General features: G+C 71.8%; 15 protein-coding genes and 1 rRNA gene. 4 read left to right on the top strand and 12 right to left on the bottom strand.

Features of this window, described 5'->3' with window-relative positions:
* Positions 1-32: 32 nt before the first annotated feature.
* Genes hemB through B7P34_RS16910 form a run of 5 tightly spaced genes read right to left on the bottom strand, consistent with a single transcriptional unit; the run spans position 33 to position 5,899 of the window.
* Positions 33-1,025 carry a porphobilinogen synthase gene (gene hemB, locus B7P34_RS16930; protein WP_106677399.1) on the bottom strand — a complete coding sequence of 331 codons (993 nt, stop codon included), beginning with the start codon at positions 1,023-1,025 and terminating at the stop codon, positions 33-35.
* A complete protein-coding gene (locus B7P34_RS16925) occupies positions 1,022-2,671 on the bottom strand; it encodes a uroporphyrinogen-III synthase (RefSeq protein WP_106677397.1) in 1,650 nt (549 codons plus the stop codon). The genes hemB and B7P34_RS16925 overlap by 4 nt, the downstream gene beginning before the upstream one ends.
* On the bottom strand, positions 2,668-3,645 hold the full coding sequence (gene hemC, locus B7P34_RS16920; RefSeq protein WP_106677395.1) for a hydroxymethylbilane synthase: 978 nt from the start codon (positions 3,643-3,645) through the stop codon (positions 2,668-2,670). Before hemC ends, B7P34_RS16925 begins: the two co-directional genes overlap by 4 nt.
* The gene (locus B7P34_RS16915; RefSeq protein WP_106677393.1) at positions 3,642-5,108 is read right to left on the bottom strand and encodes a glutamyl-tRNA reductase; all 1,467 of its coding nucleotides are present in this window, start codon (positions 5,106-5,108) and stop codon (positions 3,642-3,644) included. Before B7P34_RS16915 ends, hemC begins: the two co-directional genes overlap by 4 nt.
* Positions 5,105-5,899, bottom strand: a complete 795-nt coding sequence (locus tag B7P34_RS16910; RefSeq protein ID WP_106677391.1) for a redox-sensing transcriptional repressor Rex — start codon at positions 5,897-5,899, stop codon at positions 5,105-5,107. The genes B7P34_RS16915 and B7P34_RS16910 overlap by 4 nt, the downstream gene beginning before the upstream one ends.
* A gap of 472 nt (positions 5,900-6,371) precedes the next feature.
* On the opposite strand from B7P34_RS16910, the gene B7P34_RS16905 reads away from it, so the two are divergent.
* From B7P34_RS16905 to B7P34_RS16890, 4 genes are all read left to right on the top strand, one after another.
* The gene (locus tag B7P34_RS16905) at positions 6,372-6,650 is read left to right on the top strand and encodes a glutaredoxin family protein (protein WP_106677456.1); all 279 of its coding nucleotides are present in this window, start codon (positions 6,372-6,374) and stop codon (positions 6,648-6,650) included.
* 142 nt (positions 6,651-6,792) lie between these two features.
* Positions 6,793-7,731 carry an HAD family hydrolase gene (locus B7P34_RS16900; RefSeq protein ID WP_106677389.1) on the top strand — a complete coding sequence of 313 codons (939 nt, stop codon included), beginning with the start codon at positions 6,793-6,795 and terminating at the stop codon, positions 7,729-7,731.
* A gap of 482 nt (positions 7,732-8,213) precedes the next feature.
* Positions 8,214-9,050: an ECF subfamily RNA polymerase sigma factor, BldN family gene (locus B7P34_RS16895; RefSeq protein ID WP_106677387.1), complete on the top strand. Its 837-nt coding sequence runs from the start codon at positions 8,214-8,216 to the stop codon at positions 9,048-9,050.
* A 205-nt stretch (positions 9,051-9,255) separates the two neighbouring features.
* Entirely contained in the window at positions 9,256-10,464 is a 1,209-nt protein-coding gene (locus B7P34_RS16890; RefSeq protein ID WP_106677386.1) for a DUF5667 domain-containing protein, read from the top strand.
* A gap of 50 nt (positions 10,465-10,514) precedes the next feature.
* Here the strand turns inward: B7P34_RS16890 and B7P34_RS16885 are convergent, their stop codons facing one another.
* From B7P34_RS16885 to rrf, 7 genes are all read right to left on the bottom strand, one after another.
* A complete protein-coding gene (locus tag B7P34_RS16885) occupies positions 10,515-11,576 on the bottom strand; it encodes a lysophospholipid acyltransferase family protein (RefSeq protein ID WP_106677384.1) in 1,062 nt (353 codons plus the stop codon).
* 14 nt (positions 11,577-11,590) lie between these two features.
* Positions 11,591-12,637: an NAD-dependent epimerase/dehydratase family protein gene (locus tag B7P34_RS16880; protein ID WP_106677382.1), complete on the bottom strand. Its 1,047-nt coding sequence runs from the start codon at positions 12,635-12,637 to the stop codon at positions 11,591-11,593.
* Positions 12,638-12,905: 268 nt separating this feature from the next.
* Positions 12,906-13,004, bottom strand: a complete 99-nt coding sequence (locus tag B7P34_RS16875; RefSeq protein WP_003948845.1) for a 30S ribosomal protein bS22 — start codon at positions 13,002-13,004, stop codon at positions 12,906-12,908.
* A gap of 110 nt (positions 13,005-13,114) precedes the next feature.
* On the bottom strand, positions 13,115-13,324 hold the full coding sequence (locus B7P34_RS16870) for a helix-turn-helix domain-containing protein (protein WP_123975194.1): 210 nt from the start codon (positions 13,322-13,324) through the stop codon (positions 13,115-13,117).
* A gap of 128 nt (positions 13,325-13,452) precedes the next feature.
* Positions 13,453-14,388 (bottom strand): phosphatase, encoded by a 936-nt coding sequence (locus B7P34_RS16865; protein ID WP_223267924.1) that lies wholly within the window; start codon positions 14,386-14,388, stop codon positions 13,453-13,455.
* Between the two features lie 76 nt (positions 14,389-14,464).
* Complete coding sequence (locus tag B7P34_RS16860; RefSeq protein ID WP_106677380.1) at positions 14,465-15,637, bottom strand: acetoin utilization protein AcuC; 1,173 nt, start codon at positions 15,635-15,637, stop codon at positions 14,465-14,467.
* 83 nt (positions 15,638-15,720) lie between these two features.
* Positions 15,721-15,786, bottom strand: a 5S ribosomal RNA gene (gene rrf / locus B7P34_RS39915); the annotation flags it as partial.

Here is a 15,786-nt window from a genome sequence, read left to right as displayed (position 1 = left end):
CTTTGACGTTCTCGGACGATCGCGTCAGAGCGTCAGAGCTGCCGTGCGACTTCGGTCGCCCAGTAGGTGAGGATCATGTCGGCGCCGGCGCGCTTGATGCCGGTGAGGGTCTCCATGATCGCGCGGTCGCGGTCGATCCAGCCGTTGGCGGCGGCGGCCTCGACCATCGCGTACTCGCCGCTGATCTGGTACGCGGCGACGGGCACGTCGACGGTGTCGGCGACCTTGGCGAGGACGTCCAGGTAGGGCAGGGCCGGCTTGACCATGACCATGTCGGCGCCTTCGGCGAGGTCGAGGGCGAGCTCGCGCATCGACTCGCGGGAGTTGGCCGGGTCCTGCTGGTACGTCTTGCGGTCGCCCTGCAGGGAGGAGCCGACGGCCTCCCGGAAGGGCCCGTAGAACGCGGACGAGTACTTGACGGTGTAGGCGAGGACGGAGACGTCCTCGTGGCCGGTCTGGTCGAGGGCGTCGCGGATGACGCCGACCTGGCCGTCCATCATGCCGCTGGGGCCCACGATGTGGACGCCGGCGTCGGCCTGCACCTGGGCCATCTCGGCGTAGCGCTCGAGGGTGGCGTCGTTGTCGACGCGGCCGGAGGCGTCGAGGACGCCGCAGTGGCCGTGGTCGGTGAACTCGTCCAGGCACAGGTCGGACATGATGACGAGCTCGTCGCCGACCTCGGCCTTCACGTCGCGGATGGCGACCTGGAGGATGCCGTCCGGGTCGGTGCCGGCGGTGCCGGCGGCGTCCTTCTTGGCCTCCTCGGGCACGCCGAAGAGCATGATCCCGGCGACGCCGGCCTCCAGCGCCTCGACGGCCGCCTTCCGCAGGGTGTCGCGGGTGTGCTGGACGACGCCCGGCATCGCGGAGATCGGCGCCGGGGTGCTGATGCCCTCCCGCACGAAGGCGGGGAGGATCAGGTCGGCCGGGTGCAGCCGGGTCTCGGCGACCATGCGGCGCATGGCCGGGGTGGTGCGCAGTCGCCGGGGCCGGGACCCCGGGAACGTGCCGTACGTGGTGCTCAACTCCGTGCCCTTCTACGCGATCCGGGACGTCGCTCGCTCGGGCGGGTGACCGGGTCGCCGGCCTCCAGGGCGGCGTCGCGGCGGGCCGCGCCGAACTCCGCGAGCGCCTCGGCGAGCTTGAGCACCGAGGGCTCGGGCGACAGCACGTCCACCCGCAGGCCGTGCTCCTCCGCGGTCTTCGCGGTGGCCGGGCCGATGCAGGCGATGACGGTGACATTGTGGGGCTTGCCGGCGATGCCGACGAGGTTGCGGACCGTGCTCGACGAGGTGAAGAGCACGGCGTCGAAGCCGCCGCCCTTGATCGCCTCGCGGGTCTCGGCCGGCGGCGGCGAGGCCCGTACGGTGCGGTACGCGGTGACGTCGTCGACCTCCCAGCCCAGGTCGATCAGGCCGGCGACCAGGGTCTCGGTGGCGATGTCGGCGCGCGGCAGGAAGACGCGGTCGATCGGGTCGAAGACCGGGTCGTAGGGCGGCCAGTCCTCCAGCAGGCCGGCGGCGGACTGCTCGCCGGACGGCACGAGGTCGGGCTTGACGCCGAACTCGATCAGCGACTTGGCGGTCTGCTCGCCGACGGCCGCGACCTTGATGCCGGCGAAGGCGCGCGCGTCGAGCCCGTACTCCTCGAACTTCTCGCGCACGGCCTTGACGGCGTTCACGGACGTGAAGGCGATCCACTCGTAGCGGCCGGTGACCAGGCCCTTGACCGCGCGCTCCATCTGCTGGGGGGTGCGCGGCGGCTCGACGGCGATGGTCGGGACCTCGCTCGGCACGGCGCCGTAGGAGCGGAGCTGGTCGGAGAGCGAGGCGGACTGCTCCTTGGTGCGCGGCACGAGGACGTTCCAGCCGAAGAGCGGCTTGGACTCGAACCAGGAGAGCCGGTCGCGCTGCTCGGCAGCGCTGCGCTCGCCGACCACGGCTATGACGGGCTGGGCGCCGTCGGCGGAGGGCAGCACCTTGGCGGCCTTGAGGACCTGGGCGACGCTGCCGAGGGTGGCGGTCCAGGTGCGCTGGCGGGTGGTGGTGCCGGCGACCGTGACGGTCATCGGGGTGTCGGGGCCGCGGCCGGCGGAGACCAGTTCGCCGGCGGCGGAGACGACGGAGTCGAGGGTCGTGGAGACGACCGCGGTGACCTCGCTCGCGCCGACCTCGGACCAGCAGGTGGCCGAGGCGGTGCGGGCGTCGACGAAGCGCACGTCGGCGCCCTTGCCGTCGCGCAGCGGGACACCGGCGTAGGCGGGCACGCCGACGGCCGTGGCGACGCCCGGGACCACCTCGAAGGTGATGCCCTCGGCGGCGCACGCGAGCATCTCGCCGGCGGCGTCGCCGTCGAGGCCGGGGTCGCCGAGGACCGCACGGACGACCCGCTTGCCGCTGCGCGCGGCCGTCATGACAAGATTGGCGGTGTCCCTAAGGACAGGGACGTCCGCGGTTTTTGATGCCTCGTCAGTAACCGTCTGGGCAGGCATGTCCACATGGGCGCGCGCGTGCGTGCGCACCACGTCGAGCACCTGCGGATCGGCGATCAGGACGTCCGCTGCCGCGAGCGCCTCCACGGCGCGGAGCGTCAGCAGTCCCGGGTCTCCGGGGCCGGCACCCAGGAAGGTGACGTGCCCGTGCACGGGGTGGTTCGGGGCGGTGGGGTTCAAAGTGCTCGCTCCCCCATAAGACCGGCCGCACCCTTGTCGAGCATCGCAGCGGCGAGCTCGCGGCCCATGGCCACGGCTTCCTCGCTGGACGACGGCACGGGGCCGGTGGTGGACAGCTGCACCAGCGTCTTGCCGTCGGTCGTGCCGACGACGCCCCGCAGGCGCATTTCAGTGACAATCTGCCCGTCGGCCAACAAGTCGGCCAGCGCACCCACGGGTGCGGAGCAGCCGGCTTCCAGGGCGGCGAGCAGGGAACGCTCGGCCGTGACGGCGGCCCGGGTGTACGGGTCGTCGAGCTCGGCGAGCGTCGCGGCGAGGGGTGCGTTGGTCGTGGCGCACTCGATCGCCAGGGCCCCCTGGCCGGGGGCGGGCAAAACTGCGTCGGTCTCCAGGAACTGGGTGACCTCGTCGCTGCGGCCGATCCGCGCGAGGCCCGCGGCGGCGAGCACCACGGCATCGAGCTCGCCACTGGTGACGAAGCCGATGCGGGTGTCGATGTTGCCGCGGATGGGCACGGTCTCGATCTCCAGGCCGAGGTCGCGGGCCCAGGCGTTGAGCTGGGCCATGCGGCGCGGGGAGCCGGTGCCGATGCGGGCGACCGTCGGCTGTGCCGCCAGCTCCTGGAACGTCAGGCCGTCGCGGGCGATCAGCACGTCGCGCGGGTCCTCGCGCGGCGGGATCGCCGCGAGGGCCAGCTCGTCGGGCTGCGCGGTCGGCAGGTCCTTGAGGGAGTGCACGGCGAAGTCGATCTCGCCCGCGAGCAGCGCGTCGCGCAGCGCGGAGACGAAGACGCCGGTGCCGCCGATCTGCGCGAGGGACTCGCGCGAGACGTCGCCGTAGGTGGTGATCTCCACCAGTTCGACCGGGCGGCCGGTCAGCTGCCGCACGGCCTCCGCCACCTGCCCGGACTGGGCCATGGCGAGCTTGCTGCGGCGCGTGCCGAGGCGCAGCGGCCGCGTCGAGGTGTCGTTCATGCCGGCTCCCGTGCCGTGTTGTGCGTACCGGCCTGCGAATCGGCCCGGCTGACGGCGGCGACCGCCTGCGGGTCGAGGTCGAAGAGCTCTCGCAGCGCGTCGGCGTAACCGGCGCCGCCGGGGGTGGAGGCCAGCTCCTTGACGCGCACGGTCGGCGCGTGGAGGAGCTTGTCGACGACGCGGCGCACGGTCTGGGTGATCTCCGCGCGCTGCTTGTCGTCCAGGTCGGGCAGGCGGCCGTCGAGCCGGGCGATCTCGCTCGCGACGACGTCCGCGGCCATGGTGCGCAGGGCGACCACGGTGGGGGTGATGTGGGCGGCGCGCTGGGCGGCGCCGAAGGCGGCGACCTCGTCGGAGACGATGGTGCGCACCTGGTCGACGTCGGCGGCCATGGGCGCGTCGGCGGAGGCCTCGGCGAGCGACTCGATGTCGACGAGCCGGGCGCCGTCGAGGCGGTGCACGGCGGCGTCGATGTCGCGCGGCATGGCGAGGTCGAGGAGGGCGAGGCGGACGTCCGTACGGGCCGCGTCGCCGCAGGCGGAGTCGATCGGACAGGAGCTGTCCGTACGGCCCTGGTCCGTACGGGCGGAACCGGCGGCGCCGCCCTCATCCGCGCGGGACGCCAGCGCGGCGCGTATGGCCTCGGCCGTGAGCACGACGCCCATGGCGCCGGTGCAGCTGACCACGACGTCGGCGAGCACGAGCTCGTCCGGGACGGCCCGCATCTCCACGGCCGAGGCCGTGAAGCCGGCGGCGCGGCCCGCACCGGGCTCGCAGAGGATCTCCGCGAGGCGCTCGGCGCGCTCCAGCGTGCGGTTGGCGACGGCCACGTGGGCCACGCCCGCGCGCGCGAGCGTCGCCGCGGCGAGGGAGGACATCGAGCCGGCGCCGATGACGAGGGCCCGCTTGCCGCCGGCCCAGTCGCCGAGCGGCACGCCCTCGGCGAGGCGCTCCAGGCCGAAGGTGACCAGCGACTGGCCCGCGCGGTCGATGCCGGTCTCGCTGTGGGCGCGCTTGCCGACCCGCAGGGCCTGCTGGAACAGGTCGTTCAGCAGTCGGCCGGCGGTGTGCAGCTCCTGGCCGAGGGCGAGGGCGTCCTTGATCTGGCCGAGGATCTGGCCCTCGCCGACGACCATCGAGTCCAGCCCGCACGCCACCGAGAAGAGGTGGTGGACGGCCCGGTCCTCGTAGTGCACATAGAGATACGGAGTGAGCTCGTCCAGTCCGACGCCCGTGTGCTGGGCGAGGAGCGTGGACAGCTCGGCCACACCGGCGTGGAACTTGTCCACGTCGGCGTAGAGCTCGATGCGGTTGCACGTGGCGAGCACGGCCGCCTCGGTGGCGGGCTCGGCCGCGAGGGTGTCCTGCAGCAGCTTCGCCTGCGCCTCGCGCGCGAGGGCGGCGCGCTCCAGCACGCTCACCGGCGCGCTGCGGTGGCTCAGTCCGACGACGAGGAGGCTCATGCCGGCATCACGGCGGGGACGTCCCCGTCCGGTCCCTTTCCGGCCGCCCGGCCTGCCGCGGGCGTGCGCACGGCCGCGCCGGAGCGGGGCTGCACGGCGGCGGCGGGCTCCTGCGCGGAGGTGGTCTCCTCGCCGGCCTTGCGCTGCTCGTGGAAGGCGAGGATCTGCAGCTCGATCGAGAGGTCGACCTTGCGGACGTCCACGCCTTCGGGCACGGAGAGCACGGTCGGCGCGAAGTTGAGGATCGAGGTGACGCCGGCGGCCACGAGCCGGTCGCAGACCTGCTGGGCCGCGCCGGCCGGGGTGGCGATGACGCCGATGGAGACGTCGTTGTCGGTGATGATCGACTCGAGCTCGTCGGTGTGGCGCACGGGCAGCCCGGCGACCGGCTTGCCGGCCATCGCGGGGTCCGCGTCGATCAGGGCCGCGACGCGGAAGCCGCGGGAGGCGAAGCCGCCGTAGTTGGCGAGGGCCGCGCCGAGGTTGCCGATGCCGACGATGACGACCGGCCAGTCCTGGGTCAGGCCGAGCTCGCGGGAGATCTGGTAGACGAGGTACTCGACGTCGTAGCCGACCCCGCGCGTGCCGTACGAGCCGAGGTAGCTGAAGTCCTTGCGGAGCTTGGCGGAGTTGACGCCCGCCGCGGTCGCGAGCTCCTCGGAGGAGACCGTGGGCACCGAGCGCTCGGAGAGCGCGGTCAGTGCGCGCAGGTACAGCGGAAGCCGGGCGACGGTGGCCTCGGGAATCCCTCGGCTTCGGGTCGCCGGTCGGTGAGTTCGGCCAGTTGCCACGGTGCTCCTGCGGGTAGAGCGGGGCTGCGGGCGGCGCCTCGTCCCAGGACCGCCCCGTCGAACGCAGGCTATGCCTTTGTGAACGCGTGCACAAAGATGGTGTCCGTTTTGCCCGGTCAAAGTGACCGGTGTCACGCGGCCTTTCGGCCCTGAGCGGGAACCATTCGGCCCCTTCCGGGGACGACCGGCCGGACTGCCACAGCAGCCACTCCTGTCACACGCGACCCAAGGGAGCGTCGACGCGGACACGGGCGCTCACTCCTGACTCACTGCTGACTCACTGCTGCTCACCGGAGGGGGCCGGCCCCGGACACCCTGCCGGGAAAAACCCCGGACACCATCAAATCGCCACATGATGGTAGTCGACTCAGGCACCCATCCAGCACGTTTGAGCGAGCCGGGAGCACGTCATTGCATACGGGCGCGCACAGGAGCACACGGAGGCACACGGGGTGCGGGCACAATGGCGGACATGACCCCCCTGCTGCGCCGCCGCCCCCGCAAGAACCCCGCCGACAGCACGGTCACCCTGATCGGCAAGCCCGGCTGCCATCTGTGCGACGCCGCCGAGGCCGTCATCGCCGACGTCTGCGGCGAACTGGGTGCCCGCTGGGAGAAGAAGGACATCACCCAGGACGAGGAGCTCCACCGCAAGTACTGGGAGCAGATCCCCGTGATCCTCGTCGACGGCGCCCAGCACGACTTCTGGCGCGTGGACCCCGACCGCCTCCGCAAGGCCCTGACGGGCTGACCCGCACCCGCCCCGGGCCACACCCTCCTGCCCGCCCCGCCGCACGCCGCCCCGCCGGGCGTAACCGGAGCGTCAAGGGAAGTTCACGCCCCGGAATCATCCCGACTCCGGTTACCCCGAACATACTGGCTATGCTCGGGCCATGGCCGCACTGGGATGGATCACTCCGCGCAGGCGCTCTGCCACGGCACGCAGCGTGCTGGCAGGCGAGGCCGCGGCGGAGGCAGCCCGCAAGACCGCTCAGGAGAGCGCCGCCGAGAGCGCCCTGGAGGGCGCGCAGGAGCCGGCCGAGCCGGACTTCCCGGTCGTCGGCGACGTACAGGCGGCGGCCTTCTTCGACCTCGACAACACCGTCATGCAGGGCGCCTCCCTCTTCCACTTCGGGCGCGGCCTGTACAAGCGGCGGTTCTTCCAGAAGCGCGAGCTCGCCCGCTTCGCCTGGCAGCAGGTGTGGTTCCGGCTGGCCGGCGAGGACGCCGAGCACATGCAGGACGCCCGCGACAGCGCCCTGTCCATCGTCAAGGGCCACCGCGTCTCCGAGCTGATGACCATCGGCGAGGAGATCTACGACGAGTACATGGCCGAGCGGATCTGGCCCGGCACCCGCGCGCTCGCCCAGGCCCACCTCGACGCGGGCCAGAAGGTCTGGCTCGTCACCGCCGCGCCCGTCGAGGCCGCGACGATCATCGCCCGGCGCCTCGGCCTGACCGGCGCCCTCGGCACCGTCGCCGAGTCGATCGGCGGCGTCTACACCGGCAAGCTCGTCGGCGAGCCGCTGCACGGCCCGGCGAAGGCCGAGGCCGTCCGCGCCCTGGCCGCGGCCGAGGGCCTGGAGCTGGACCGCTGCGCGGCGTACAGCGACTCCGCCAACGACATCCCGATGCTGTCCCTCGTGGGACACCCCTACGCCGTCAACCCCGACGGCCGGCTGCGCAAGCACGCCCGCGAGCACGGCTGGCGGCTGCGCGACTACCGTACGGGCCGCAAGGCGGCCAAGGTCGGCATCCCGGCGGCGGCCGGCGTGGGCGCCCTGGCGGGCGGCGCGGCCGCGGCGATCGCCCTGCACCGGCGCAGGCGCTGACGCACGCCCCTTCTTCCGGCTCTTCCGGTTCTTCCGGTTTTTCCGCTCCTCCGCCCCGGCAGCCGCGCTCTAGCGGCTCCGGGGCGGCTCTGTCACGGCGGCACGCCGTTCACTTCGCGCCACCACCCGCGCGGTCGCCACAAGGGTTCGGCAACAGCGCGTAGCCGACCGTCACTCTCAGGCAATCCTGTCTTCATACCCTCACATCCTTCCCCCCAGTCCTTCCGCGCCCGGATTGCCACAACACGCCGCCCATTCGGCCACACCATGACCAAATCTGTTCAACCTCCTTTCATAGTTCGATATTTGATCGATCTCGAACCGGTAAGAGATCGAACGGAAACGATGATTTGAGCAACTCGGTGTAGTGCTGCCTGTACGAAGCGTTATTCTCCTCAGACGCAAACCGGTGCCCCCTTGTCCCTACGACGAGTGAACGGTTCCGTACTGCACGTGATGGAAGCTCTGCCTCTGGGAGTCCCGTGTACCCACACGTCGGGGTTGACGCCTCGGGCCTGGCTACGCTTCGCGCAACGGTCCTCGACCGCCTGCGCGGCTTCGTCCCCACCGCGTACGCCGTCCCCGCCCTCGCCACGCTCGCCCCTGCCGCAGGAGGCGGCCGCGCCGGTCACGCCGGCCCCTGCTACGCCCTCGCCGAAAGCAGCGCGGCGGTGGGCAGACGGGCCGCCCGCCGCGGCGGTGCGGCCACCGCGCCGTCCGCCGCGTCCTCCGGCTCCGCCACGTCAACGCGCCGCCCCAGCGCGGACAGCGACAGCGCCCGCATGCTCGATCTCGTGGAGCGCGCCCAGGCCGGGGAGGCCGAGGCCTTCGGCCGCCTCTACGACCAGTACGCCGATACGGTCTACCGCTACATCTACTACCGGGTGGGCAGCCGGGCCACCGCGGAGGACCTCACCAGTGAGACGTTCCTGCGCGCCCTGCGCCGCATCGGCACCTTCACCTGGCAGGGGCGCGACTTCGGCGCCTGGCTCGTGACGATCGCCCGCAATCTGGTCGCCGACCACTTCAAGTCGTCGCGGTTCCGGCTCGAGGTGACCACCGGCGAGATGCTCGACGCCAATGAGGTCGAGCGCAGCCCGGAGGACTCCGTCCTGGAGTCCCTGTCCAACGCCGCGCTGCTGGAGGCGGTGCGCAAGCTCAATCCCCAGCAGCAGGAGTGCGTCACCCTGCGCTTCCTGCAGGGGCTCTCCGTCGCCGAGACCGCCCGCGTCATGGGCAAGAACGAGGGCGCCATCAAGACCCTCCAGTACCGGGCGGTCCGCACCCTGGCCCGCCTCCTGCCCGACGACGCGCGTTAACCATTTGCGAGCGTTCACTCACCAGCGGTCACATCGCCCGGGACGCGTAACCCGCCCGATGCGCCCGTCGTTGTGCGGGATGCAGACTCCCTGCGGTCACGCCATGCCCGCAGCCACTCACTCGATCGAGTGGATGCTCATCACGGCGTGCAACCCTCCAGGTGTTCAGAGGAGTCGACCGTCATGACGAGAGGAGGTGCCGCCTGTGATCGCGAACGTATCGGCGCACCGGCGGGCGAACGCCTTCGCCCAGTCCCTGGAGCATCAGGAAGTCCAGGGCACGGCGGCCACAGAGCCCGATCCGCCGGCCGAAGGCGCCGAGCAGGGCAGGCTGCTGGCCCTGACGGGCCGGCTCGGAGAACTGCCCCGGCCCGGTCTCGACCCCGAGACCAGGGCCGTGCAGCGGGCGCAGCTCATCGCTGCCATGGAGACCCAGTTCGCCGGGGGTGACTCCGCGTCCCTCCCCGAGCAGAAGACCCGCCGCTCGGGCCGCGGTGCCCACCGCGCCCTGAGCCGGCTCCGGCCGCGCTCCCGCTGGTCCAAGGGGCTCGCGGCGGGCGGCCTGACCGTGGGCGTGGCGGCGGGCGCGTTCGGCGGCGTGGCGGCGGCCAGTTCCAACGCCCTGCCCGGCGACTCGCTCTACCCGCTCAAGCGCGGCATGGAGGATCTCCGCCTCGGCATGGCCGACGACGACTCCGACCGCGGCGGCCTGCTGCTCGACCGGGCCTCGACCCGCCTGCAGGAGGCCCGCCGCCTGATGGAGCGCGGCAAGCTCGGCGGCCACCTGGACCATGAGGTCCTCGGCGAGATCCGCAGGACCCTCTCCGGCATGCGCCAGGACGCCTCCGAGGGCCACCGCCTGCTCCACACCGCCTACAAGCACGACCGCTCGATCGGCCCCATCCAGCGGCTCTCCAGCTTCGCGGCCTCGCACCGCGAGAGCTGGAGCCAGCTCCGCGAGAAGCTCCCGGTCCAACTGGCCGACGTGGGCGCCGAGGTGAGCTCGGTCCTCTCGGCCATAGACGATGAGGTCGGCTCGCTGCGGTCCCTGCTGCCCCCCGCGCACCACGGCAAGCACGGCTCCCCCGCCCAGCCCGAGACGGACCGGGCCGGCACGCCGGGGCACACCGCGCGGCACACCCCGCAGCCGTCCGCCTCGGCCGGAGGCGGCGGGAAGCACGCGGGCGGCAGCAAGCAGCAGCCGGCGTCCCCGGGCGCCCATGAGGAGCACGAGGGCCTCCTCGGCGGCACGGGGCTGCTCAAGCCCCCGTCACCCCCCGGCAGCGCCAGCCCGGGCGGCACGCCCCGCAGCAAGGACAGCAAGCCGGCCAAGCAGCCGAGCATCGACATCCCGCCGGTGCTGCCGCAGATCATCCCCGGGCTGGGGATCCAGGGCGGCGAGGACCCGAAGTAGGGCCGGGGCGAAGTAGGGCCGGGGCGGCGTTCGGTGTTCTTCTGAACGGATCAGAAGAACACCGAACGCCGCTGCACGAGCAGCTTGTAGAGCGTGTGCTGAATCGTTTCTCGTACCTGGTCGGTCAGGTTGAACATCAGCATCGGGTCGTCCGCCGCCTCCGCCGGATACCCGTCCGTCGGGATCGGCTCCCCGAACTGGATCGTCCACTTCGTCGGCAGCGGCACCAGCCCCAGCGGCCCCAGCCAGGGCCACGACGGCGTCAGCGGGAAGTACGGGATCCCCAGCAGCCGGGCCACCGTCCGCGCGTTGCCGAGCATCGGATAGATCTCCTCGGCCCCCACGATCGAGCACGGCACGATCGGCGCCCCGGCACGCAGTGCCGTCGACACGAAGCCGCCCCGGCCGAACCGCTGCAGCTTGTACCGCTCCGAGAACGGCTTCCCGATCCCCTTGAACCCCTCCGGCATCACGCCGACCACCTCGCCCCGCTCCAGCAGCTGCTGGGCGTCCTCCGCGCAGGCGAGCGTGTGCCCGAGCTTCCGGGAGATCTCGTTGACGCCCGGCAGCATGAAGACCAGGTCCGCGGCGAGCATCCTGATGTGCCGGTCCGCCGGGTGGTGGTCGTGGACCGCGACCTGCAGCATCAGCCCGTCCACCGGCAGCGTGCCCGAGTGGTTGGCGACGACCAGGGCCGCGCCCTTGTCCGGGATGTTCTCGATGCCCTTCACCTCGACCCGGAAGTACCTCTCGTAGAAGGGCCGCAGCGCGGACATCAGGACCTGGTCCGTGAGCTCCTCGTCGTAGCCGAACTCGTCGACCTCGTACTCGCCGGTGATCCGCCGCCGCAGGAAGCTCAGCCCGTGCGCCAGCCGCCGGTCCCAGCCGCCGGACGGCGCGGCCTCCGCCGCCCGCTCCACGCCCTCCACCGCGGCCGCAGGCTCCTCGGACACGGCCCGGGCGTCCTCGGCCCGGTCCAGGTGCCGCTGCGGCGGCACGGGCGCGAGGGAGGACGACATCCGGCTCGTACGGGCCCGCCCCGGCCGCTTGCCCTTGCCGCGCTTGGACCGCGGCTCCTCGCCGCCGAACGGGATGACCTTCGCGTCCGCCATGGTGGGTGCGCTCCTCACTTCTGGCCGCGGCCGGCAGGCAGTGCCGCGGCGATCCGGTCGACGGTACGGGCAAGGGTCTCGGGCGGCAGCAGCCCGGGGCCCCGGCTGCGCGCGTAGTCCTCGAACGCCCCCGCCGTGGTGTGGCGCGGGTCGAAGCCGAGGGTCTCGCGCATCTGGGTGGTCCTGACGACCCGCCCGTGGGTGAGGAGCCGGATCTGCTCGGGCGAGAAGTCCGTCACGCCGACCGACCGCAGCGCGGAGCCGACCCAGGTGACGGTCGGCAGGAAGAAGGGGAGGGTGGGGCGCCCGAGGCGGCGCGCCGCCTGGGAGAGCAGCAGCACGCCGTCGCCCGCGACGTTGAACGTGCCGCTGTTGAGCGTCCCCCTGCGGGGCTCCCCGGAGGCGATCCGCAGCACCTCGATGACGTCGTCCTCGTGCACGAACTGCAGCCGCGGGTCGAAGCCGAGGACGGTGGGCAGCACGGGCAGCGCGAAGTACTCCGCGAGCGGCGAGTCGGCGCACGGCCCGAGGATGTTCGCGAAGCGCAGCACGCACACCGCCACGTCGGGCCGGCGGCGGGCGAAGCCGCGCACGTAGCCCTCGACCTCGACGACGTCCTTGGCGAAGCCTCCGCTGGGCAGCGACTTGGGCGGGGTGGTCTCGGTGAAGATCGCCGGATCGCGTGGCGCGGACCCGTAGACGTTCGTGCTGGACTTGACCACCAGCCGCTTCACCGACGGCGTCTTCTGGCAGGCGCCGAGCAGCTGCATCGTGCCGATGACGTTGGTCTCCTTGACCGAGGCCCGGCTGCCGCGCTTGCCCAGCGGAGTGCCGTTCACATCCATGTGGACCACCGTGTCCACACCGTGTTCGGCCAGAACCCGCGCGATCCTGGGATGGCGGATGTCCGCCCGTATGAAATCGGCCCCGCCGAGATGGTGCCCGGGTGGCACCGCGTCCACCCCGATCACCCGGTCCACATCGGGCTCGCGCTGGACGCGGCGGACGAACCGGCCGCCCAGCTGCCGTGCGACTCCGGTGACGAGCACGACCTTGCCCAAGATCAGCGCCTTCCTCTGCCCACGATCGCCCGGGATCCCGCCCAGGACCCAACCCATGAGTGGTGCTGCCGCGGCCACCGTAGCGGGTCGTTGTTGCGCTGTGATGACCGGTCGATGCATGGAGCTACATTTCAAGCCGTAGCCGAAGCTTTACTCACCGCAACGCAGCCGCGACCGCCCACAACGCATCACAGACCCCCACAATGCACCGCAGCCCTCCCACCATGATCGGTGGAAGGGCTGCGGGACGAGCACAGCGGCGTGCCGCTTACTTCTTGTTGCGACGCTGAACGCGCGTGCGCTTGAGCAGCTTGCGGTGCTTCTTCTTGGCCATCCGCTTACGCCGCTTCTTGATAACAGAGCCCACGACTACCCTCGCTTACATCGATTCACTCGGTGCGGGGCGTCCGAGCCCACACGACCTACATCGGGCCAGCCTACCCGGCACCGGGCGATCAGCGTAATCCAGGGCCCCCGTCAGGCTGTTTCCACCCCCACGTAGGACTCTCGGAGGTACTCGTGCACCGCTTGCTCCGGGACCCGGAACGACCTGCCCACCCTGATCGCCGGCAGATGACCGCTGTGCACCAGGCGGTACACGGTCATCTTGGACACTCGCATCACCGCGGCGACTTCCGCCACGGTCAGGAACACGACCTCGTTGAGAGGCCTCTGGTCAGCAGCCATGACACACCTGAACCTTCCGCACATGACGCGCACCGGCTTCCCCTCCGGTGACTCCTCGTCGCTGCGCGCTCACTCCCCAGGTTAGGGGCGGGTGATGCGAGTGGGGAAGAGGAGCAGCCATCGGCCGCCTACTGTGACAGACACGCTCGATTGAGTACATAGCGAGTAAGCGGTCGGTAGTAATCAGACCGCACAGTGTCATCAAGCGGAACGACGACGGACACCCGCCCCTCCGCCTGTCCGGCGAACGGCGCGGGGTCGTCCGCGTCAGCGGGGCCGATGGCCTCAATACCCAGCTGACCTGCCCCGCAGAGCCAGCCGTGGTCCCCGATGACCATCGCGGGCAGCGGTCCGTCACCGTCCATCGCCGCCCCCAGGGCCAGCCGAAGCGGGAGCGGAGAATGCGTATGTACGCCCGGCTCACTTCCGCACCCACGCGCGCCGGGTTCACGCACCAGCGCGACGCCTCGAACGTAGTCCAGGTTGTAGGTACGTACCCCGAACCGGGTCGTTATGTCGACACTTCGGCCCTGCGCCGGGCTGAGGACAGGACATCCCGCCGCCGAGAGGGCGGCGGCCAAGGAGGCGTAGAAGTCCAGGAGCCGGTGCGGATGACCGGTCCCGACGAGCACCGGAGCCCGGGCTTCGGCCACCGCTGCCAGCCGGTCGGCAAAGGCACCCAGTGCCACGATCGTACGGTCGGGGTCGATGACATCCTGCCCCGAAGTGTGGGCGGGATCGGCCGAAACCCCGCACTTGCCGGCCATCAGGTGCAACAAGTCCCCCAGCCGCCAGCGCCGTTCGGGCTCCAGCCCGAGCAGCGCCCGGGGATCCCCGGCCACGAACATCCGATACCGGCTCAGACTCCGTTCCCGGGTGGTGGATACGACACCGGCGAGACCGGAGCGAAGGAGGTGGGAGCGGAGGGAGGAAGGGGTCGGGGTGCCGGTGAGATCGGCGAGGGTGGTGGGGTCGGCGGTGGCAGTGGGAGCGGCGAGGGCAGAGGGAGCAGTAGTGGCGGAGGGAGCGGTGGAACGCGGAGCACTCGGCCGGGTCGGCAGCACGCTTCCGATGCTGACGTAAGCCGGCGTGGTGCGGGGCGGGTTCGTGCGGGGATCCCACGGTCGGCCTAATGGCTTCCTACGGCAGCAGGCCGTGGGCCGGGAAGACCGCCCGCCGGGTGGCGAGGATCGCCTGGTCCAGCCGGTCCTCCGGGTCGTAACCGCAATCCACGAAGTCCTTCCACTCGGGCCGGGCTCCGTCCGTCATCCGCTGCGGCCCCAACTGCCGGGTGCGTCGGTACACTTCCGCCCGCCACTCCTCCGGCACAGCCGTCTCGGGGGCCACGGGCGCGTGGGCGGCGATCGCCACCAGATGGGTCCAGGAGCGCGGCACGACGTCCACGACGGCGTACCCGCCGCCGCCCAGGGCGACCCAGCGTCCGTCCGCGTGCTCGTGCGAGAGGGAATGGCAGGCGTCGGCGATCAGGCGCTGGGCGTCGAGCGAGACGGCGAGGTGGGCCAGCGGGTCCTCGAAGTGGGTGTCCGCGCCGTGCTGGGTCACGATCACCTGCGGCCGGAAGGCCGCCACCAGCTCGGGCACCACGGCGTGGAAGGCCCGCAGCCAGCCCGCGTCGCCCGTGCCGGCCGGCAGGGCCACGTTGACGGCGCTGCCCTCCGCGGACGGGGAGCCGGTCTCCTCGGGCCAGCCGGTCTGCGGGAAGAGACTGCTGGGGTGCTCGTGCAGGGAGATCGTGAGGACGCGCGGGTCCTCCCAGAACGCCGCCTGGACGCCGTCGCCGTGGTGCACGTCGACGTCGATATACACGACCCGCTCGGCGCCGAGCTCCAGGAGCCGGGCGACGGCGAGGGCGGCGTCGTTGTAGACGCAGAACCCGGAGGCCGCCCCGGGCATCGCGTGATGCAGTCCGCCGGCGAAGTTCACCGCGTGCCGGACCTCACCGCCCCATACGGCTTCGGCGGCGGCCACGGACTGTCCGGCGATGAGGGCCGATGCGTCGTGCATCGCGGGAAAGGCCGGTACGTCGGCCGTCCCGATCCCGTACGAGCCGTCGGCCGAGGCCGGGTCGGCGGAGGCGGCACGGACGGCGGCGATGTAGTCCTCGCGGTGCACCAGCCGCAGCGTGGATTCGCCGGCGGGCCGAGCGGCGGTGACGCGGAGCGCCCGGTCCAGGGCGAAGGCCTCGACCAGCCGCATGGTCAGGGCGAGCCGTACGGGGTCCATGGGGTGACCGGGCCCGAAGTCGTAGCCCGTTACTGCCTCGTCCCACATCAACTGCGCACGGCCGCTCATGGGCGCCACGCTACTAAAGGCCGGGAACGCGAAAAAGCCCTGGCAGGAACTCAAGGTTCCCACCAGGGCTTTCTCTAAAAATCGTTCGGCGGCGTCCTACTCTCCCACACGGTCCCCCATGCAGTACCATCGGCGCTGAAAGGCTTAGC

Source organism: Streptosporangium nondiastaticum, from assembly GCF_003011965.1.
Taxonomy (GTDB): Bacteria; Actinomycetota; Actinomycetes; order Streptomycetales; family Streptomycetaceae; genus Streptomyces; species Streptomyces nondiastaticus.
The sequence above is the reverse complement of the archived record's forward strand: the minus strand, read 5'-3'. Positions and strand labels throughout refer to the sequence as shown.